Source organism: Gammaproteobacteria bacterium (assembly GCA_019911805.1).
Classification (GTDB): domain Bacteria; phylum Pseudomonadota; class Gammaproteobacteria; order Thiohalobacterales; family Thiohalobacteraceae; genus JAHJQQ01.
Genome location: JAIOJV010000009.1, coordinates 1 through 20,477, shown reverse-complemented (window position 1 = coordinate 20,477; position 20,477 = coordinate 1). Strand labels below are relative to the sequence as shown.

Sequence of the window (20,477 nt, the reverse complement as noted above, 5' to 3'; positions counted from 1 at the left end):
GGATTCAGGATTCAGGATTCGGGAAGGAGTGTGACTGCCTCGGTTGGGGTGTAAATACCCCGAATCCCGAATCCCAAACCCCAAACTCCGACCTTCAGCCCTTCAACAAGGAAAAATAATGAACGTTGATTTCCCACTGATCCTGGTCCTGGCCAGCGCCATCACCGGTCTCGTCTGGCTGCTGGATGCATTGCTGTGGGGGCGTGGGCGCTCCAAGGATGCCAAGGAACCGGTACTGGTCGAGTATGCCAAGGCCTTCTTTCCGGTTATCTTCATCGTGCTCGTTCTGCGTTCGTTCATCGCCGAGCCCTTCCGTATTCCATCCGGCTCCATGATGCCAACGCTGTTGGTGGGTGATTTCATCCTGGTCAACAAGTTCGCCTACGGTCTGCGTCTGCCGGTGCTGAACAGCAAGGTCGTGGCGGTGGGCGAGCCGCAGCGCGGTGACGTGGTGGTGTTCCGGTATCCTGAGGACCCCAGCATCGACTACATCAAGCGTGTGGTCGGGCTGCCCGGTGATCGTATTTCCTATCACGATAAAATTCTTCATATCAACGGGGTGGCGATGCCGCAGGCCGAGATCGGCCGCTATGTCGGCATCGGTTCGGGGGTATCCAGTTCGGGCGCGAGCCTGCGCGAGGAGCGACTCGGCGACGTGGTTCATCAGATCCTGGTACGGCCCGGCAGCGGTGGCGTCGAGGGTGAGATCGAGGTGCCGGCGGGCCACTATTTCATGATGGGCGACAATCGTGACAACAGTAAGGACAGCCGCTATTTCGGTCCAGTGCCGGAGGCCAACCTGGTCGGGAAGGCCTTCATGATCTGGATGAACTGGGACAGCGCCGCCGGGGGCGTGGAGTGGGACCGTCTCGGACAGACCATTGACTGACAATCGACGACTTGAGGGGGGGCTATGCGGACACTGCAATCGCAACGTGGTATGACGGCCATCGGCTGGATCATCGTACTGGGCCTGATCGGCTTCTTCGTGCTGTTGGCGCTGCGTCTGACGCCGGGTTACCTGGAATATTTCAGTGTCGCGAGCGCCATCGAGTCGCTGGAGAACGAGCCGGAAATCGGGTCGAAGACGACGGCTGAGATCCGCTCGATGCTGGACAAGCGTTTCAGCGTGAACGACGTCACGAGCATCTCCGGCCGGGATGTGAAGGTGGAAAGTCAGGGTGGCCGGATGCGCATATCGGTGGACTATGAGAAGCGCGTGCCGGTGCTCGGCAATATCGATGCAGTCGCCACCTTCAAGAAGGAGGTCGAGGTAGTGCGGCGTTGATCGACTCCGAGGACGCACTGCTGCGGCGACTGAGGTACCGGTTCCGTGAGCCGGTGTTCCTGGTCAACGCGCTCACCCACCGCAGTGCCGGCGGGTGCAGCAATGAACGGCTGGAATTCCTCGGCGACGCTGTCCTCGGGCTGGTGATCGCCGAGGTGCTCTACCGGCGCTATCCCGAGGCGAGCGAGGGCGAACTCAGCCGGCTGCGCGCCGCCCTGGTACGTGAGCAGACGCTGGCGGAACTGGCGCGCGACCTGGATCTGGGCGAACATCTGCGCCTGGGGTCCGGCGAACTCAAGAGTGGTGGCTACCGGCGCGAATCCACCCTCGCCGACGCCCTCGAGGCGGTCCTCGGCGCCATCTATCTGGACAGCGGTTTCGCACCCTGCGCCACGGTGATCCAGGCACTGTATGCGGCGCGCCTTGCCGCGCTACCGGCAGAGCCCGTTGCCACCAAGGATGCCAAGACCCGGCTGCAGGAATTCCTGCAGGCCCGCCATCAGCGCCTCCCCGAGTATGCTGTCGTTTCGGTCCGTGGCAGCGCCCATGAGCAGGTCTTCGAGGTGGAATGCCGACTGACAGATGTGGGGCAGGAGGCCCGCGGCACGGGCCGCAGCCGCCGCCACGCCGAGCAGCACGCGGCACAGCACATGCTGGAAGTGCTCGGTGTGGATGCCGACTGACCGTTTCCGAGGGTCGTACAAGACCCGCAAACCACAAAGGACACGAAGGACATGAAGGCTTATGCTGTCCGGAGTGCCCAAGGGGCATGCTGTCCCGGGGCTCGAGGTGGGCCGTGATTTGTGGGGATCGGTATCTTTTATGAGTGACGCCTTTGTGTCCTTCGTGTCCTTTGTGGTTGTAAGCGGATCAGGGTGTCGTATATGAGCGAAGAGGCCTTTCGTTGTGGCTACGTGGCGCTGGTGGGACGGCCCAATGTGGGCAAGTCGACCCTGCTCAACGGCCTGCTCGGCCAGAAGATCAGCATCACCTCGCACCGCCCGCAGACTACCCGCCACCGTATCCTCGGCATCAAGACGCTCGCGGCGGCCCAGATCGTCTATGTGGACACACCGGGACTGCACCAGGGCGACCGCAAGGCCCTGAACCGCGCCATCAACAAGGCGGCGGTCACGGCACTGCACAGTGTCGATGTCGTGGCGTTCATGGTGGAAGGTACCCGTTGGGATACTGAGGATCAGTGGATCCTGGACAAGCTCAGGGACGTGCAGGTCCCTATCATCCTGGTGGTGAACAAAGTCGACCTGCTGGAGGACCGGGCACTGTTGCTGCCGCATCTGCAGAGCCTCGCAGCACGGTTTCCCTTTGCCGACGTGGTGCCGCTGTCGGCGCGTGAGCGCGACAATCTGGACAGCTTCGAGGCCTGTGTGGTGCGTCATCTGCCGCAGGCGCCACCGATTTACCCCGAGGATCAGATTACCGACCGTAGCGAGCGCTTCCTCGCCGCCGAGCGGGTGCGCGAGAAACTGTTCCGCAAGCTGGGCCAGGAAGTACCCTATGGGCTGACAGTGGAGATCGAACAATTCAAACAGGAAGGTAACCTGCGCCGCATCCACGCACTGATCTGGGTGGACCGTGACTCCCACAAGGCCATCGTCATCGGCAAGGGCGGGGTGCTGCTCAAAGAGGTCGGCAGCGAGGCGCGCCGTGACCTGGAGCAGCTGTTCGACGGCAAGGTGTTCCTGCAGCTGTGGGTCAAGGTGAAGGCAGGCTGGGCCGACGACGAACGCGCCCTGCGCAGCCTGGGGTATGGGGGGGAGGAGTGAGGTGTAAGGCGTAAGGCGTAAAAACCTTATTGGCCACGGAAACACACGGAACAACACGGAAATATTTATAAGGCCACGGGCTCGCACATCTGCAACGCCTGCGCCATTGCACAAGCCAGCCCTAGGGGCCGCGGTCATTCGCTCTACGGTTTCGCAATATTTTTTCCGTGTTGTTCCGTGTGTTTCCGTGGCTAAAAAGGGGTTTGTCTTTTGCTCCTCACGCCTCCCGAAGGATCAGCCATGAGCCACCCCACACAACTGCAGCCGGGTTACATCCTGCACCAGCGGCCCTACCGGGACACCAGTCTGTTGCTGGAGGTGTTCACGCGTGATCATGGGAGGCTGGGGCTGGTGGCGCGGGGTGCGCGCGGACCGCGGGGGCGCAACCGCGGCCTGCTGCAGCCGTTTCAGCCGCTGCTGCTGAGCTGGTCGGGGCGCGGTGAACTGGGGACGTTGACAGGCATCGAGACCGCCGGCGCCGCGCGGCACCTGCCGGGAGCGGTGCTGTATTCCGGCTTTTATCTGAATGAGCTGCTGCTGCGGCTGCTGCAGCGCCTGGACCCGCATCCGGCCCTGCATGCCGCCTACGCACAGGCGCTCGTGGCCCTGCCGGACGCCACCCCGCGCGCCCTGCGCCTGTTCGAGAAGACGCTGCTGGAGGAGCTTGGCTATGGCCTGCTGCTGGACCATGAGGCACACAGCGGTGCGCCGGTGGAGCCGGGGGCATGGTATATCTATGAGCTGGAGTCCGGTCCGGCGCGCACGGTGCAGCACAGCCCCAACCGGCTGGTGCTGGCAGGTTCCAGTCTGCTGTCGCTGGCCGCCGACGAGCTGCACGATACGCAGAGCCTGAGCGACGCCAAGCGCCTGCTGCGCGCCGCGCTGGGCCTGTACCTGGGCGGCCGGGAACTGAAGACCCGCGAGGTCTTCGCAGCGATTGTTACGCCAGGTTCTAGGTCCTAGGTTCTAGGGCCGAGGTGGGGGTAGAAGATTTTCCCTCGGCCCTAGAACCTAGGACCTAGAACCTGGAACCTGTACAGGGTGGGCGCCTGATTTGCCATACGCATTTTTCCGTGTTGTTCCGTGGATTCCGTGGCCAAAAGGGATTTTTCTCCTCTGGCACGATGTGTAGCCAATAATACGGACCACTGTGTAAATGAAAGTTTCAGGGCCGAGGTGAAGGTAGAAGGCTCTCCCTCGGCCCTGGAACCTAGGATCTAGGACCTGCTTTGATCTTCGGCATCGGCACCGATATCGTCCGTATCGCACGCTTCGAGGCCCTGCTCGAGCGTCACGGTGCGCGCGTTGCGGAACGTATCCTGAGTGTGGACGAGCTGCAGGAATTCACCACCGCCGCGCGTCCGGCGCGCTTTCTCGCCAAGCGCTTCGCCGTGAAGGAGGCCGTCGCCAAGGCCTTCGGTACCGGCTTCCGCGATGGCCTCAGCCTGCGGCATATCGGTGTGCACCACGATGCCCTGGGAAAGCCAGGGCTGACGTTTCATGCGCGTGCCGAGGAGTTGCGGATCGCGCTGGCGATCGGTGAAACCCACGTCAGTATCGCCGATGAGGATGAGTACGCCGTCGCCTTCGTCACCCTGTTGCGCCGCTGAGCCCGTGGCCGATGTCCGCAGGCTCAGCGTAGTGTATTCGCCGCGTTGAGCAGCAGGTCGTCGATGACGTCGAGGCAGTGGCGCTGGGCGGTCTCGATGCCCTGGCGCGCGCCACTGGGACAGGCGGCCTCCAGACGGGCGGCGGCTTGCTCCAGATCCTGCACCTGACAGTAGGCAGCTGAGCCCCGGATCTTGTGGGCCAGCTCGCGCAGGCTGGTCCAGTCGCCAGCACGGAAGGCACTGCGCAGCTGGTCGCGCTGTTGCGGCAGTTCGGCCATGAGCATGGCCAGCAGTTCGCGGGTGAGGCTCTCGCGCGCGTCATCCGTGACCGGCCCTGGTGGCTGATTTACCCGCTGTCCGGTCCAGTGCCGTACTGCCTCCCAGAGACGGTACTCGGAGATCGGCTTGATCAGGCATTCGTTGATCCCGTGCTCCGGTAGCCGTTGCAGCTCGTGGGTAAAGGCGTTGGCCGTCAGGGCGACGATCGGGGTGGCGCGGTTGGGACCACCGCCGGCGCGAATCGCCTGGGCGGCCTGCTCACCACTCATCTCCGGCATGTGCAGGTCCATCAGGATGAGATCGAAGCGGTGCCGGGTGGCAAGGTCCCGGGCCTGACGGCCGTCGACGGCATTGCTCACCTCCACGCCCAGGCTCTCCAGCTGCAGGCAGATCAGCCTGCGGTTGATCTCGTTGTCGTCGGCCAGCAGGATACGGGCACCGCGCAGGTCCGGCATCTCGGGGCGGGGGGCCTTGCGGCGCTCAATGAAGGCGTCGTCGTCGAGCGAGATCTCGAGCAGACTGAAGATATTTTGCCGCAGGGCGTCGTGCCGTACTGGCTTGGGCAGGCAGGCATCGGCGCCCAGATCACAGGTACGGTTGAGGGCGTCACGCTCGGCACTGTTGAGCAGCACCACGATCGGCCGGCCGGTGCGTTTCAGGGCCGGTAACAGTGCGGCCAGTCTGCAGCCCTCACCGCCGCCCTTTTCGGCACCCGCCACGAGCAGATCGAAGGTATCGCCGGCCGCCATCTCCCGCAGGCTGGTGCAGTCGCCGACCTCGGTCACCTCCAGGCCCCAGGATTCCAAGGCATGCCGGGTCGCCAGCCGCACCAACGGGTGGGTATCGTAGACCAGTGCACGCCGGCCCTGGGCCGGCCGGGACGCGGGTTCGGCCACCATGTCGGTCTGGCGGGCACAGCGCAGGGTGAACCAGAAGGTCGAGCCACTGCCGGGCTCGCTCTCCACACCGATGGTTCCGCCCATCAGTTCCACCAGCCTCTTGCTGATGAACAGCCCGAGGCCGGTGCCGCCGAAGCGGCGCGTGGCCGAGCTGTCCGCCTGGCCGAAGGCCAGGAACAGACGGCCCTGCTCCTCCGTGCTTAGGCCGATACCGGTGTCGGCGACACTGATTCGGAGTGAGGCGTGCGCGTCATCGTCCTCATCCTCGAGCATGACCCGCACCACGACGCTGCCACGGCTGGTGAACTTCAGCGCATTACCGAGCAGATTGAGCAGCACCTGACGGATACGGTTGGAATCACCGTAGAGGGCGAGCGGCACGTCCGAATAGATCAGCAGGATCTGCTCCAGCCCCTTCTCATGGGCGATGGGCGCCAACAGATCCATGGAATCCTCCAGCGCCTCGCGCAGATCGAAGGGAACGGACTCCGTACTGAGCTTGCCTGATTCGATCTTGGAAAAATCCAGGATGTCGTTGACGATCACCAGGAGATTGGCCGCCGATTTGCGGATGGTGGCGGTGTAGTCGCGCTGCTCCTCATCGAGTGGGGTGCGCTGCAGCAGATCGACGAAGCCGAGCAGACCGTTCAGCGGGGTGCGGATCTCGTGGCTCATGTTGGCCAGAAATTCTGACTTTTCGTGGCTGGCCCGCAGGGCACGCTTGCGGGCCAGATCCAGTTCGACATTCTGGATCTCAACGGCCTCGAGCGTCTCACGCAGTTCAGCCGTCGCCTGCTCGACCTGTTCGCGCAGTTCTGCCTGGGCGTTCTCCAGGGTCTCGGCCATGACGTTGATGCCACGTTCGAGCATACCCAGTTCGCCGGTAGAGTCCACGCGCGCGCGCGCGCGCAGGTCGCCGGCGCCGAGCCGCTGGACCGCGCCGGTGAGGTTCAGGACCGGGGCGGCGACGCCGCGGCTGATGCGTAGTGCGGCGACGGCGCTCAGCACCAGCAGGGCCAGGGTAATGAGGATGCTGGTGGAGATGATCTCGTACTGACGCTGCTGGGTGGCGGTGCGCGACAGTTCGATGCGCACCCAGCCTACGGGCTGTGCATCGTGGCGTCCCCCGGCCTCCTCAAAATCCCTGACTGCCAGCCCCGCTGGCTGGATCGGTGCCTCGAATTCGAGCAGGTTGGCCGGCACGATCTCTCCCGGACCAAGGGTGTGGGACTGCACGAGGACAGCATGGGTGTGGTTCAGGATACTCACCCGCACCACGTCGGGTTCGCGCAATGCGGCATCCGCCAGATTCTGCAGGATCACGTGGTTCCCCGCGAACACCCCGTATTCGCTGGCGGGTGCCAACTGGTTGGCGATGGCCCGCCCACGGTCGGTCAGTGACTGATTCAAATCATCGATGCGGGTGTGGACGAAATAGACGCTGAGCAACACTGCGATAGCCAGTACCGGCAGGAGTACCGCCAGCAGGATGCGGCTGTGGATACCTTCGATTTTCATGGCTGACGTGGTTCCAGGTCGTGCAGCGCCTCGAACAGGGCTGCCTCGTTGAGGACGGGCAGCGCGAGCGACTGGGCCACCTGCGGGTTGACCGACACCGAATAATAGACGGGATAGCGCGGTTCGCCGAGCGCCCACTGGCCGCGGTCGGCCAGCTCGGCGATCCATTCACCTGCCTGGGTGCCGATCTGGCTGGCGGTGGAATACACGGCGGCGAGCGCGCCGGCACGCACATAGGCCTGCGAGAAGCCGATCACCGGTACGCGGTTGCGGTAGGTGGTCAGCAGGATCGCCTGCAGCGAGGAACGATTGAAGACTGTCGGGTCCGGCAGCGCCAGCAGGACGTCTACGCGCTCCAGCAGCTGGGTCAGGGGGCGGATCGGGTTGCTGTGCTCGGGGACCGACAGGATCACGGGCTCAAGACCGCGTTTCCGGGCCAGCGCGGTGAGCCGCTCGGCCTCGGCGGCTGACTGGGCCCCGGCCAGGGCACCGACCCGGCGTGCGTCCGGGAGCAGCAGTTGCAGCAGATCGAGCCGCCGCCCCAGCGGTTGATCGAGATAGACGGCACTGCGGGTGTGTGCCGCGGCCGTCCTCCCCATGTTCCCCATGTCATCCAGCAGGGCGGTGTAGTCGAATTCCGGCACCAGCAGGCTGAGCACCGGTACGTCGCCGGCATCGCGCAAGGCCACAGCAGTGGCGCGCAGACCGACCGGCACGATCAGGGTCGGCCCCTGCGCCAGCAGGTCCTGCAGACCGCCGGGCAGCGCGGCCAGGGCCTGGGTTTCCAGTTCGACGTGCCCGGGCGCCCCGACCTCCAGCGCCCGCCGCAGGCCGGCGTCGACCTCCCGGTAGGCCACCGTGGTGTCGCTGAGCAGCACCTGGATGCGCGGCGCCGCGACCACCGTGCCGCCATGCCCCAGCGTCAGCAGCAACAGGACTGTCGGCAGCGGCGCCAGCAAGCGGCCGAGCCACGGTCGGCCACCGCCGGTGGGGGGGCGGCGCGTAGCTGCAAAGTGACAGGTCCGGGTGCGGTGCATAGGTGGTGATGCATGGGGCCCGCCTCGATCAGGGCAGGCCCAGGGTCAGTTCAATGTAAGCGCGGGTATCGAACACGTTCTCATCCCTGAATTCCAGGTATTCGTCCAGCGCATTCTGGACGACGAAGGCAACGGTAGTCTGTAAGCCATTGCCGCGTAGATGCTTGGCAATACGGAGGTCCAGACGGTCCTGGGCGTCGAGCCGGTCGCCGTCCCCCAGCCATTTCATCCGGCCGACCCGGTAATAGGTGGCGCTCAAATCGATCAGGCGGGGCAGGCGGTGCATGGCGAAGACGCTGAGGGTGCGGTGGGGGACATCCTCGCCCAGGTCCTCGTAACTGGGGCCACCCGTAGTGCCGTCCACGTAGGCGTTCAGGGCGGTGCCCTTGGCCCGGGCATAGGCCAGGTTGACGCCCAGCATACTGCGGTGTGCCGGGCGGTAGGTCAGGGCGAATTCGGCGCCGTTGATGCTCAGCGTGCCGCTGTTGGTGTGCAGGAAGGTCTTGCCGTCGAACGCGTCGGCCGGATAGGGGTAGTTCTTGGGGTTGGCGATGCGATCCTCGAGCTTGTCGTGGAACAGCTTGACGTCCAGGGTCAGGTGCCGGCTGGGCCAGCGGCCCAGATATCCCAGTTCGTAGGAGACGATGCGCTCGGCGCTCAGGTCGGTGTTCCCCAGTGAATACTGATTGATCAGGTCGCCGTTGGCGAAGCGCACCGCCCCGTCGGCGTGCTCTTCATAGATGGTCGGCAGCCGCAGGGCGCGTGAGACGCTGGCGCGCAGGCCATGATCGGGGGTCAGCTGATGGTTCAGGGCGACCCGCGGCGACAGGTGGATACCGACCTGACTGCTGCGTTCGATCATGGTGCCGAGGTTGACCATGCCTTTTTCGTAGGCACGCCATTCCAGGTTGCCGAACAGCCGGTAGAGCTGGTTCTCGATATAGTCGCTGCGGCTGTACCAGCCCTCGCCGCCGACACGGTCGAAACGTGCGCTGCCGCCCCAGACCAGGCGTGCGGCCGGTGTGGCCCGGAAGCTGTGCTGGGCCTCCAGCTCGTAGCGCTCCTCGAAGATGCTGTAGTTGGTGGTCACGAGTTCGTCGACGTGGCCGGGGAAGAACAGGCCGACGTGTGCGGGCGGCAGGCCACCGATCGCGGACAGCCACGCCTCGGTACGTTCGCGGTGGCGCATGTAGGTGTGGTAGAACTGCACCCGCAGCTCCGCGTCCGGTGCGCGGGTCTGGGACCAGACGAGCTGCTGGAAATGGCTCTGCACCTCGCGGTCACGCGGCGCCTCCACCAGATCGTCGAAGCGGCCCTCGCGGCTCGGCCCGCCGTTGTAGCCGGCCTGGAACTCCAGGGCGTTGTGATTGGACAGGCGGTATTCGCCGCGCACGTTGAACAGCGAGATGCGCATGCCGTCGTTGAGCGGGTTGCGGTCAGCGACGTTGCCCGTTTTGGGGTCGGGTGGACCCGGGTCGGAGCGGGTCTTGAAACCCTCGTCCCGGCGATAGCCGAGCGTCATGCGGTAATCCAGGCCTTCGATGTCGCCGCCGTGGCGCAGCAGGGCCTTGCTGACGTCCTTGTTGCCGCGCAGCAGCGTCAGTTCGGTGCTGACCACCTGCGCGGGGTGCTGGGTGATGATGTTGATGGCGCCGAGAAAGGCATTGGCGCCGTAGGCGGCGGCGTTCGGGCCGCGCACCACCTCGATACGCTCCACGTCCTCGACGTCCAGCGGCAGGTCGGTCCAGCGCACTCCGCCCAGGGCCGGACCGTATACCGGCCGGCCGTCGACCAGCACCTGCATGCGCCGGGCGTGCTCATCGGCCAGGCCGTGATAGGTCGCCGCGGCGGTATGCCCCTTGGAATGCGCCACCTGGAAGCCCGGCACCAATCGCAACAGGTCGGGGATGTCCAGCACGCCGCTGGCCTCGATCATGGCGCGGTCGATCACGGTGACCGCCACCGGCGCCTCGTACTGAGGTTGCGCGAGCCGGGTGGCGGACAGCACCACCGGCACCTGATCCAGGAAATACTCCTCCCCTGCCAGTTCGCTCAGCAGCAGGTCGGGCTCGGTGGCGTGGCCGTTGGTGCACAGGCACAGCAGCGGCAGCAACGCACGCCACCATGTGGGCACGGCAGGGAGGGGGGCGTGCTTGGGCATAGGGAATTCCTGTCTGTTGGTCGCTGTTCGAGCGCGGCCGTCTGCTGCGGCCGTCGCCGCTATGGTGCCGCGTTTACCGAGGTGGCGTCAAAGCGGCTCGTCACCGCCCGCTTCTGTCGCCGCCGGACCTTGGGTACACTTGCCCGTTATGGAATTCCCCACCCTCGAAGATTTCGTCGGCGACACCCCGCTGGTACGCCTGCAGCGTCTGCCGGGCGAGACCTCCAACCGCATCCTGGTCAAGCTCGAGGGCAACAACCCCGCCGGCTCGGTCAAGGACCGGCCCGCCCTGGCCATGATCCAGCATGCCGAGCAGCGCGGCGAGATCCGGCCGGGTGACACCCTCATCGAGGCCACCAGCGGCAACACCGGTATCGCGCTGGCCATGGCCGCGGCCATTAAGGGCTATCACATGGTGCTGATCATGCCCGAGCACATGAGCGTGGAACGGATTCAGGTGATGCGTGCCTTCGGTGCCGAGATCGTCCTGGTGACGCGTGCGCAGAGCATGGAGGGTGCCCGCGACCTGGCCAAGCGGATGCAGGCCGAGGGCAAGGGCCGGGTACTCGACCAGTTCTCCAATCCCGACAACCCGCAGGCACATTACGCCGGCACCGGCCCGGAGATCTGGCGCGATAGCGGCGGCCGCATCAGCCACTTCGTCAGCGCCATGGGCACTACCGGTACCATCATGGGGACCTCGCGTTACCTCAAGGAACAGAACCCGGCGATCCGCATCGTCGGCGTACAGCCGAGCGAGGGCGCGTCCATCCCTGGTATCCGTCGCTGGCCGGAGGAATACCTGCCGAGCATCTTCGACGCCACGCGCGTCGATCAGGTCATCGAGGTCGACCAACAGGCGGCCGAGGATACCACCCGTGCCCTGGCCGCCCGCGAGGGTATTTTCTGCGGCATCTCCTCCGGTGGTGCTGTCGCCGCTGCCCTCAGGCTCTCCGCACAGGTGGAGAACGCCGTCATCGTCGCCATCATCTGCGATCGCGGCGACCGTTATCTCTCGACGGGCGTGTTTCCGGCCTGAGTGCGTTGCTGGTTGTCCTTCAACCACGAAGGACACAAAGGACACGAAGGAAATCCATCAATGTAAAACCGTGAGTTCGTTCGCCCAGCGGGTGAGAGAGGCTCTTCGTTCGACACTGATTGAGCTTTGCCTTCGTGTACTTCGTGTCCTTCGTGGTTAGAGTATTCTTCTGTGGACCTCAATCGCACAATAACGGGCGGGATACTGCTGATCGCGTTCGCCGCGGCGGCGCAGGCGCTGCAGCGGGTCGAGATCGTCGTGGGCGATGTGCAGGGTGAGGGCTGGCAGGCACAGGATGTGCGCCTGCAGCTGGCGCTGCCGACCGGCGCGGATCTCGGCGGCGAGATCACCGTGGCCGCGCTGACCCTGCCCGCGCCGATCGGTGCGGTCGGTGCGCTACGCCTGCAGTGTGACGTGCTGCGGCACGATGCGGCGGGCACGCACTGCAGCGGCCGCGCGCGGATCGGCGCAGTGCTGGGCGAGACCCTCCCGGAAGCCAGGGTGCACCTCGATCGTGATGCCGGTGGCGCGCTGCGGCTGCGACTGCAGGACGTGCTGCTCGCCGCGGGTACCTGGCAGTTCGACCTGCAACTGCGTGCTGGCCATTGGGAGCTGGCAGCACAGGGGCGGCACGTCGATGCCACCGCGGTGCAGGCCTTGCTGACGCGGCTCGACGTGGTCTTCGGATACACCCTCGGTGGTCGGCTGGATCTCGACCTGACGCTGCGCGGCGATGCCGGCGGGGTGGCCGCGGCCGAGTTCGACCTCGCCGCCGAGGGTGTGGATTTCTCGAATGCCGACGGTACTCAGGCCGGCGAGCAACTGGGCTTGCAACTCGTCGGTGAGGGCCAGCAGCGCGGCAGCGACTGGCAGGGCAGCGGCCACGTCCGTTTGACCGCGGGGGCGCTGTTTGTCGACCCGCTCTATTTCGAATTCACCGAGACCGCGCCGCTGCGCCTGGAGGCGGTCGGCCACTGGGCGGGTGCTTCCGGGCGGCTGGCCCTGTCCTCGCTGCGGCTCGACCATACCGGCGTCGCCCGTGCCCAGGGCGCACTGACGCTGTATCCAGGGCGGGAGAACCTGCTCGGCGCCGTCAGCGTGGACATCGAGGAGGCGCGCCTGCCGGCGGCCTTCGACACCTACATCCAGCCCTGGGTGCGCGGGCAGCTCGGTGATGCGTTCAAGACCGTCGGTCGCTTCTCCGGCCGCTATGCTGCGCAGGCCGACGGCAGCACGCGGCTGCGGGTCGCGCTCGATGGTGTGGGCGTCGACGATCCGCAGGGGCGCTTCGGCATCGAGGGGCTGTCGGGGCTGATCGACTGGGGCAACGATGCTATGTCCCGCACCACCGAGCTCAGCTGGCGGGCCGGCAGCGTCTACCGCCTCGCCTTCGGCCCTGCGAACCTGGCCGTCGTCAGTCAGGATTCCCGATTCGAGTTGCGTGAGCCCCTGACCCTGCCGGTGCTGGACGGCGCGCTGCAGATCGATACGCTGGCATTGAGTGACCCGGGCGGCGCAGACCTGCGCTGGAATTTCGATGGCATGCTCCTGCCCGTATCCATGGAAGCGGTGAGCGCGGCGCTGGACTGGCCACCCTTCGGTGGGCAGCTGTCGGGTATGGTTCCCGACGTGCAGTATGCCGACGGGCGCCTGGAGGTCGGTGGCGTACTGCTGGTGCGCGCCTTTGACGGCGACTTGACGGTGCGTAACCTGCACCTGGACCGGCCCTTCGGTCTGGTGCCGCGCCTGGAGGCCGATCTCGTACTCAGCAATCTCGATCTGGAAGCGGTGACGAACACCTTCTCCTTCGGCAAGATCGAGGGTCGGCTGAGCGGTCGCGTCGACGGTCTGCGTATGGAGGACTGGCAGCCGACGGCCTTCGAGGCACGCTTCGCCACGCCCGCGGACGACCGCTCGCGGCATCGCATCAGTCAGCGTGCCGTGGATAATCTGTCGAGCATCGGTGGCGGCGTGGGCGGCCTGCTGTCGCGTAGCTTCCTGGGTATGTTCGAGGAATTTCCCTACGATCGCCTCGGTCTGAGCTGCCACCTGCACAACGGCGTCTGCGAAATGGGTGGCGTGGCGCCGGCGGACAACGGCTACTACATCGTCAAGGGCCGGTTTCTCCCGCCCCGCATCGATGTCATCGGCTATGCCGATCGGGTAGACTGGCATACCTTGATCGAGCGTCTGAAATCGGTCACGCTGGAGCAGGCACCGGAGGTACGCTGAAGGGATCGATGGCCATGGCGCACACGGAAGACACCGAAATGAAACAGCGTCGCAACGCTCCGGTTCAGTACCTGGCAGGTGAGGAAGGCTGTGGTATGAAGCGCATGATCTTGTCCGTGTTTTTCAGTGTTTTTCCGTGTGCTTCCGTGGCCAATCAAGTAGTTGACAGATCGACTATCCCACTCATGAGGAAACCATCGTGCTGACGCTGCGTATACCCGTTCTGCTGGCCCTGTTCGCGATGCTGGCCGCCTGTGTGACCATCAATGTCTATTTCCCCGCGGCTGCGGCCCAGGAGGCGGCCGACCTCATCATCCATCGCGTGTACGGCACCGAAGGGGAGACCGAGAGTGCACCCGCGCCGGCGGCGCCCGCGCCGCCGATGGAGCCGAAATCGCAGCGTGAGGATGTCATGACCGTCGCCTTCGTCGGCATGCTCGACTGGCTGATCCGCCCCGCCACGGCGGCGGAGCCCAACATCGACGTCCAGTCACCCGCCATCCAGAACATTACCGCCGCTATGGGGCAGCGCCACGGCAGCCTCGCGCCGTACTATGCCAGCGGTGCCGTCGGCATGACCCGCGACGGCCAGATTCTGGTGCGCGATCTCAATGCCGTGCCGCTGCGTGATCGCAGTCGCATACAACAGCTGGTGGCCGACGAAAACCGTGACCGCGCGGCCCTGTATGCTGAGATTGCCCGCGCCAACGGCCACCCCGAATGGGAAAGCGACATCCGCGCCACCTTCGCCCGTCGCTGGGTCGCCAACGCCCCGGCCGGCTGGTGGTTCCAGGACGCCCAGGGTGCCTGGCAGAAGAAATAGGAACAATTTTACTGCGAAGGACGCGCAGGCGCGCGAAGGAAATATTCCATCGCAACGAGATCCACGCACTGTGTTTTGCGTAAACCGACATAGCCGATTTTCGCGGGTTTCGTAGCTTTCGTGGTCAATGGATTTCTGGCTTTCCGTTGCGTGTCTTCGGGTCCTTCGCGGCAGAAGTAGTGTACCTGTGACTTGAAAGGCCTCACTGTATGAACGTACTGGTATTCGATATCGAGACCATTCCGGATCTCGACACGGGCCGGCGGTTGCACGGGCTCGACGGACTGAGCGACGAGGATATCGCCAAGGCGATGTTCCACCTGCGCCGCCAGGAGACCGGTGGTAGTGATTTTCTGAAGTTGCATCTGCATCGGGTCGTGGCGATCTCGGCAGTGCTGCGTTCGCGCGACACATTCACGGTCTGGTCGCTGGGCGAGCCGCAGTCCGATGAGAAGGAGCTGGTGCAACGCTTCTTCGATGGCATCGACCGATTCTCGCCAACCCTGGTGTCCTGGAACGGTGGTGGCTTCGACCTGCCGGTACTGCATTACCGCGCACTGCTGCACGGTATCGCCGCCCCACGTTACTGGGATAGCGGCGACGATGACCGCGATTTCAGATGGAACAATTACCTGAACCGTTACCACGCGCGCCATACCGATCTCATGGACGTGCTGTCGGGCTATCAGATGCGTGCCGTGGCGCCACTCGACGAGGTCGCGAGCATGCTTGGCTTCCCCGGCAAGATGGGCATGAGTGGCGCCAAGGTCTGGGACACCTTTCTGGCCGGTGGTATCGAGGATATCCGCAACTATTGCGAGACCGACGTGCTCAACACCTATCTGGTGTTCCTCCGTTTCGAGCTCATGCGCGGCAAACTGTCGGCGGCCGAATACCACGCCGAATGCCTGCAGCTGCGCGACTATCTCAAGGCCGAGGACAAACCGCATTTCAGTGAATTCCTGGCGGCCTGGGCGGAGTGACTGTAGGCCACTAGGAAAATAAGTATTTGAACCGCCAAGACGCCAAGAATGCTGTGTGAACCGCCAAGACGCCAAGAGCGCCAAGAATGCTGTGTGAACCGCCAAGGACGCCAAGGCGCCAAGAAAACCTAAATCAATGGAAAGGCGGTTTGGGTTTTTTGCATGTATCTGCCTTGGCATTCTTGGCGCCTTGGCGTCCTTGGCGGTTCCCAATATCTTCTTGGCGCCTTGGCGTTCTTGGCGGTTCCATCCAGGGTTTACTTGGCGGCCTTGGCGTCTTGGCGGTTCAACAAATGGCCGCATAGGACTCCCATGAGCCGTTCCCGCAAGCCGCGGCGGTTGCCCGCTGAACCGGTTGAGTTGACGATCGAATCCTTGTCGCACGATGGCCGCGGTGTCGGTCACATCGGCGGTGCCGGGGGTAAGACCGTGTTCGTCGACGGGGCGTTGCCGGGCGAGCGCGTGCGCTGCCGGCTGGTGGAAAAGCACAAGACCTATGACGAAGGCGTGGTCGCGGCCGTGCTGGAACCATCGCCGCAGCGTGTCCAGCCGCGCTGCCTGCATGCCAGTGTGTGCGGGGGTTGCAGCCTGCAGCACCTGGCGCCGGAGGCCCAGATCGCGGCCAAGCAGCAGGTGCTGCTCGATCATCTCGCACGTATCGGCAAGGTAATGCCGCAGGAGATCCTGCCGCCGCTGCGCGGCCCGCAGTGGGGTTACCGCACCAGGGCGCGGCTGGGCGTGAAATACGTCCATAAGCTGCAGCGGGTGCTGGTCGGTTTTCGCGAGAAACGTAAGCCGCAACTCGCCGAGCTGACCCGCTGCGAGGTGCTGCACCCGATCATCGGCGAGCGCATCACCGAACTGGCGGGGCTGATCGGCGGCCTGGAGGCGCGCACGCGTATCCCGCAGATCGAGGTCGCCATCGGTGACGATGCGGCCGCACTGGTGTTCCGCAACCTCGACCCGCTGTCCGAGCACGATGCCGCGCTGCTGCGCGACTACGGCGGGCGCAGCCGACTGCATATCTATCTGCAGCCGGCCGGGCCGGACAGCATCCACCTGCTCTGGCCGGAGCGTTCGGAGCTGAGCTACGCGTTGCCGAATCACGACCTGCGCCTGGCCTTCCGGCCCACCGACTTCACTCAGGTCAACCGTGCCATCAATGGTGCGATGATCGAGCTGGCACTGGAGTCGATGGCGGTGCAGCCCGGTGACCGCATCCTGGATCTGTTCTGTGGGTTGGGCAATTTCACCTTGCCGTTGGCACGCCACTGTGCGCACGTGGTCGGTGTCGAGGGTGAGGTCGGCCTGGTGCACCGCGCCCGCGACAATGCCGTGCGCAACGGCATTACCAACGCAGAATTCCATGTCGCAAATCTGGCCGAAGACATCGCCCCCTACCCCTGGTTGAAGCAACCGTTCGACAAGCTGTTGCTGGATCCGCCCCGCAGTGGTGCCCGAGAGGTGATTCCCGTTATTGCCAGGCTGGGATGCAGGCGGATCGTCTATGTCGCCTGCAATTCGAGTTCGCTGGCGCGCGATGCCGATCTGCTGGTGCACGCGCATGGATATCGACTGGTGAAAGCGGGTGTCATGGATATGTTCCCGCATACTGCACACGTGGAGTCGATCGCGGTGTTCGAGAAGTAGAAATGAACTTCATCACTGTTACGGGTCAGGATGACAGGCCATGTTCACTCGCTGCGGCCGAGGCAGTCATTGTTAGCGGATGGCTCGCCGTGGTTGGATACACATTGCTCCCCACCGACGATATTCCAAGCAGAATCCCCGCGGTCGGTGAGGATGGGGCCGGGTAGTCTATCTGAGCCACCTGAACACCAGGCGAAGTGACTGTGTGTCGTGCCGATGTGGTGTAAATCACGGCTAATCCATGCGGTTGATAGTGATCCCTGTAACGATGGGGTACTGTAGATGCACGTTGCAGTGCGCAGGGCGTGCACGGCAATTCCAGCGTTCACTGACCGTATTTCAGAGTGGAGTTTGCAATGGGACAGATCACCATCGAACACAACCCGACACCGATGAAGCTTGAAACCATGTTTGTCTTTGACTGGCCGACCCGGAGTAAAGAGGTTTCTACATTTACCCGGACGTATTCGACACGTGAGAAGTGTTACCTCATCGAAGGCGAGGCTATTGTGACACCCGATAACGGTGAGCCGGTGACGATCAAAGAACTCGACCTGGTGGATTTTTCCGCCGGCCTGAGTTGTACCTGGAAAGTCATCAAACCAATCAAAAAGCATTACCGGATCGATTGATCACCGGTACGGGACCGTCCGTTGATTCCACCAGTCCGCGGCCTGAAGAATGCGCGTTGAGGGGATTCCCTACTGAAGATACCAGCGCTTGCGCATGGCCTCGAAGACCCGTATCGGATACCAGGTCTTGCCGACGCTACCGTTGTAGCGGGCCAGGGCGCGGGAGTGGTTGCCCTTCTCGCGGTCGAGGTAGTGCTTGAGAATGATGCAGCCGAAGCGGATGTTGGTGCGGATATCGAACAGGTCGTCGCCAGGGCGGTTCAGCTCGTCGAGCCAGAAGGGCATGACCTGCATCAACCCACGTGCACCGGCCGACGAAATGGCGAAGCGGTCGAAATTGCTCTCGACGTGGATTACCGACAGTACCAGTTCGGGGGCCAGGCCGGCGTGCGTCGCCTCCTGGTGCACGGTCTGCAGGATCAGCACACGTTCCTCGGCGGGGATCTCGTCCCAGCGCTTGAGCCGGTTGGCCATGTCGGTGAGCCAGACCTCGGCATCGAAGCGGTCCTCGAAGCTCTCGGCCGTGGTGATGGCCTGGCCGAGCAGAATGCGATCGGCGGCATCGGGGCGCTCCTGCACGGCGGCATTGGCGGCACCGGTATACACCAGCAGCACGGCGGTGACTGCGGCGTATAGACTGCCGAGGAGGTATTTTACCGTGCGCGCCATAGTGGCCGCGTGACAGGGCATGTGTAACCACGAAGGACACAAAGGACACGAAGGATTTCTTGCATTACCATCTGCATCACTTCGTGTCCTTCGTGGTTGATTGTATTTCAGTAACGGTATACTGGTGCCGTTACTTGAGCCGCGCGACGATCTGCTCCAGTGGCACCAGCTCCGCTTCGCCGCGACCACGCTTGTATTCGACCATACCCGCATCCAGGTTTTTCTCTCCTACCACCACCCGATGAGGGATGCCGATCAGTTCCATGTCGGCGAACATCACACCGGGACGCGCATCACGGTCGTCGAACAACACCTCGATGCCGGCGGCCTGGAACTCCGTATAGAGCGCCTCGCAGGCCGCGGCGACACGGTAGGACTTCTTCATGGCCATGGGTAGCAGGGCGACGCGGAACGGTGCGATGGGCTCGGGCCAGAGGATGCCCTTGTCGTCGTGGTTCTGCTCGATGGCTGCGGCCACTACGCGCGACACACCGATGCCATAGCACCCCATGAGCATCACCGACTCGCGACCGTTCTCGTCGAGCACCTTGGCGTTGAGCGCCTCGCTGTACTTGGTGCCAAGCTGAAAGATATGCCCGACCTCGATGCCGCGGGCGACGCCCAGTACGCCCTTGCCATCAGGGCTGGGATCGCCGGGCTGGACGTTGCGCAGATCCGCGACCTCGGGCGCGGGCAGATCGCGGCTCCAATTCACGCCGGTCAGGTGGTGGCCGTCCTCATTGGCACCGCAGACGAAGTCGGCGAGGTGCGCAGCGGCACGGTCGGCGATGACCGGGATCCGGAGGCCCAGGGGGCCCACCGACCCCGGTGAGGCGCCGGTCGCGGTCCTGACCTGTGCATCGGAGGCGAAGGTGAGCGGGCTCGCGACCGCCGGGTGCTTCTCGGCTTTGATCTTATTGAGCTCATGATCGCCGCGCACGATCAGTGCGACCACGCTGTCGTCCTCGGCACCCTGTACCAGCAGGGTCTTCACGCAGTGCGCGGGCGCGATCTTCAGGAATGCGCTGACCTCTTCGATGCTGTGCACGCCGGGCGTGGCGACGGTGCGCATGGCCTGTGTTGCCGCGGGGCGCGTACCGGCCGGCATCAGCGCCTCCGCGAACTCGACGTTGGCGGCATACCCGCTGGCATCCGAGAAGGCGATGGCGTCCTCACCGGACTCGGCCAGTACATGGAACTCGTGCGACACGGCGCCACCGATGGCGCCGCTGTCGGCCTGCACCGGACGGAATTTCAGGCCCAGGCGTGTGAAGATACGCGTGTAGGTGTCGAACATGATCCGGTAGGTCTCTTCCAGCGAGGCCTGGTCACTGTGGAAGGAATAGGCATCCTTCATCAGGAACTCGCGGGCGCGCATCACGCCGAAGCGCGGGCGCACCTCATCGCGGAACTTGGTCTGAATCTGATAGAAGTTCACCGGCAGCTGTCTGTAGCTCTTCAGCTCGCCGCGGGCGAGGTCGGTAATGACCTCCTCGTGGGTCGGGCCGTAGCAGAAATCGCGCTCGTGGCGGTCCTTGATGCGCAGCAGTTCGGGCCCGTATTGTGCCCAGCGCCCCGATTCCTGCCACAACTCAGCCGGTTGTACCGAGGGCAGCAGGACTTCCAGGGCGCCGGCACGGTCCATTTCCTCACGCACGATGGTCTCGACCTTGCGCAGTACCTTGAGCCCCAGCGGCAGCCAGTTGTATACGCCGGCCGCGACCTTGCGGATCATGCCGGCACGCAGCATCAGCTGGTGGCTGATGACCTCGGCGTCGGCGGGGACTTCTTTCAAGGTGGCGAGCGGAAAGCGGGACGTGCGCATGGTCGACGGATTTCTTGGTTGGTATCGGGAGAGGAATTGTACGGG

The 20,477-nt window shown here is 64.2% G+C and carries 17 protein-coding genes; 12 read left to right on the top strand and 5 right to left on the bottom strand.

Annotated features, from left to right (window positions below):
- Positions 1-118: 118 nt before the first annotated feature.
- The 6 genes from lepB to acpS all read left to right on the top strand — a co-directional run bounded on the left by lepB (position 119) and on the right by acpS (position 4,685).
- On the top strand, positions 119-889 hold the full coding sequence (lepB, locus tag K8I04_00625) for a signal peptidase I (protein ID MBZ0070226.1): 771 nt from the start codon (positions 119-121) through the stop codon (positions 887-889).
- A gap of 24 nt (positions 890-913) precedes the next feature.
- Positions 914-1,288, top strand: a complete 375-nt coding sequence (locus tag K8I04_00620; GenBank protein MBZ0070225.1) for a DUF4845 domain-containing protein — start codon at positions 914-916, stop codon at positions 1,286-1,288.
- A complete protein-coding gene (gene rnc / locus K8I04_00615; protein ID MBZ0070224.1) occupies positions 1,285-1,971 on the top strand; it encodes a ribonuclease III in 687 nt (228 codons plus the stop codon). Before K8I04_00620 ends, rnc begins: the two co-directional genes overlap by 4 nt.
- Positions 1,972-2,172: 201 nt before the next feature.
- Complete coding sequence (gene era / locus K8I04_00610) at positions 2,173-3,075, top strand: GTPase Era (GenBank protein MBZ0070223.1); 903 nt, start codon at positions 2,173-2,175, stop codon at positions 3,073-3,075.
- Between the two features lie 240 nt (positions 3,076-3,315).
- A complete protein-coding gene (recO, locus tag K8I04_00605; protein ID MBZ0070222.1) occupies positions 3,316-4,038 on the top strand; it encodes a DNA repair protein RecO in 723 nt (240 codons plus the stop codon).
- Positions 4,039-4,304: 266 nt separating this feature from the next.
- On the top strand, positions 4,305-4,685 hold the full coding sequence (gene acpS / locus K8I04_00600; protein MBZ0070221.1) for a holo-ACP synthase: 381 nt from the start codon (positions 4,305-4,307) through the stop codon (positions 4,683-4,685).
- A gap of 23 nt (positions 4,686-4,708) precedes the next feature.
- Here the strand turns inward: acpS and K8I04_00595 are convergent, their stop codons facing one another.
- Genes K8I04_00595 through K8I04_00585 form a run of 3 tightly spaced genes read right to left on the bottom strand, consistent with a single transcriptional unit; the run spans position 4,709 to position 10,579 of the window.
- On the bottom strand, positions 4,709-7,381 hold the full coding sequence (locus tag K8I04_00595; GenBank protein MBZ0070220.1) for a response regulator: 2,673 nt from the start codon (positions 7,379-7,381) through the stop codon (positions 4,709-4,711).
- Positions 7,378-8,418, bottom strand: coding sequence for a hypothetical protein (locus tag K8I04_00590; protein MBZ0070219.1), 1,041 nt, complete (start codon positions 8,416-8,418; stop codon positions 7,378-7,380). The genes K8I04_00595 and K8I04_00590 overlap by 4 nt, the downstream gene beginning before the upstream one ends.
- Positions 8,419-8,446: 28 nt before the next feature.
- On the bottom strand, positions 8,447-10,579 hold the full coding sequence (locus tag K8I04_00585; protein MBZ0070218.1) for a TonB-dependent receptor: 2,133 nt from the start codon (positions 10,577-10,579) through the stop codon (positions 8,447-8,449).
- A 148-nt stretch (positions 10,580-10,727) separates the two neighbouring features.
- On the opposite strand from K8I04_00585, the gene cysM reads away from it, so the two are divergent.
- From cysM to K8I04_00555, 6 genes are all read left to right on the top strand, one after another.
- Positions 10,728-11,618 carry a cysteine synthase CysM gene (cysM, locus tag K8I04_00580; GenBank protein ID MBZ0070217.1) on the top strand — a complete coding sequence of 297 codons (891 nt, stop codon included), beginning with the start codon at positions 10,728-10,730 and terminating at the stop codon, positions 11,616-11,618.
- Positions 11,619-11,789: 171 nt separating this feature from the next.
- Complete coding sequence (locus K8I04_00575) at positions 11,790-13,850, top strand: hypothetical protein (GenBank protein ID MBZ0070216.1); 2,061 nt, start codon at positions 11,790-11,792, stop codon at positions 13,848-13,850.
- A gap of 241 nt (positions 13,851-14,091) precedes the next feature.
- Complete coding sequence (locus K8I04_00570; protein MBZ0070215.1) at positions 14,092-14,673, top strand: YdbL family protein; 582 nt, start codon at positions 14,092-14,094, stop codon at positions 14,671-14,673.
- Between the two features lie 209 nt (positions 14,674-14,882).
- Positions 14,883-15,656, top strand: coding sequence for a 3'-5' exonuclease (locus K8I04_00565; protein MBZ0070214.1), 774 nt, complete (start codon positions 14,883-14,885; stop codon positions 15,654-15,656).
- Between the two features lie 312 nt (positions 15,657-15,968).
- Positions 15,969-17,306 (top strand): 23S rRNA (uracil(1939)-C(5))-methyltransferase RlmD, encoded by a 1,338-nt coding sequence (rlmD, locus tag K8I04_00560; GenBank protein ID MBZ0070213.1) that lies wholly within the window; start codon positions 15,969-15,971, stop codon positions 17,304-17,306.
- Between the two features lie 356 nt (positions 17,307-17,662).
- A complete protein-coding gene (locus tag K8I04_00555) occupies positions 17,663-17,938 on the top strand; it encodes a cupin domain-containing protein (protein ID MBZ0070212.1) in 276 nt (91 codons plus the stop codon).
- A 69-nt stretch (positions 17,939-18,007) separates the two neighbouring features.
- Here the strand turns inward: K8I04_00555 and K8I04_00550 are convergent, their stop codons facing one another.
- Positions 18,008-18,607 (bottom strand): transglycosylase SLT domain-containing protein, encoded by a 600-nt coding sequence (locus K8I04_00550; GenBank protein MBZ0070211.1) that lies wholly within the window; start codon positions 18,605-18,607, stop codon positions 18,008-18,010.
- 130 nt (positions 18,608-18,737) lie between these two features.
- Positions 18,738-20,432, bottom strand: a complete 1,695-nt coding sequence (locus K8I04_00545) for a proline--tRNA ligase (GenBank protein MBZ0070210.1) — start codon at positions 20,430-20,432, stop codon at positions 18,738-18,740.
- Positions 20,433-20,477: the final 45 nt, after the last annotated feature.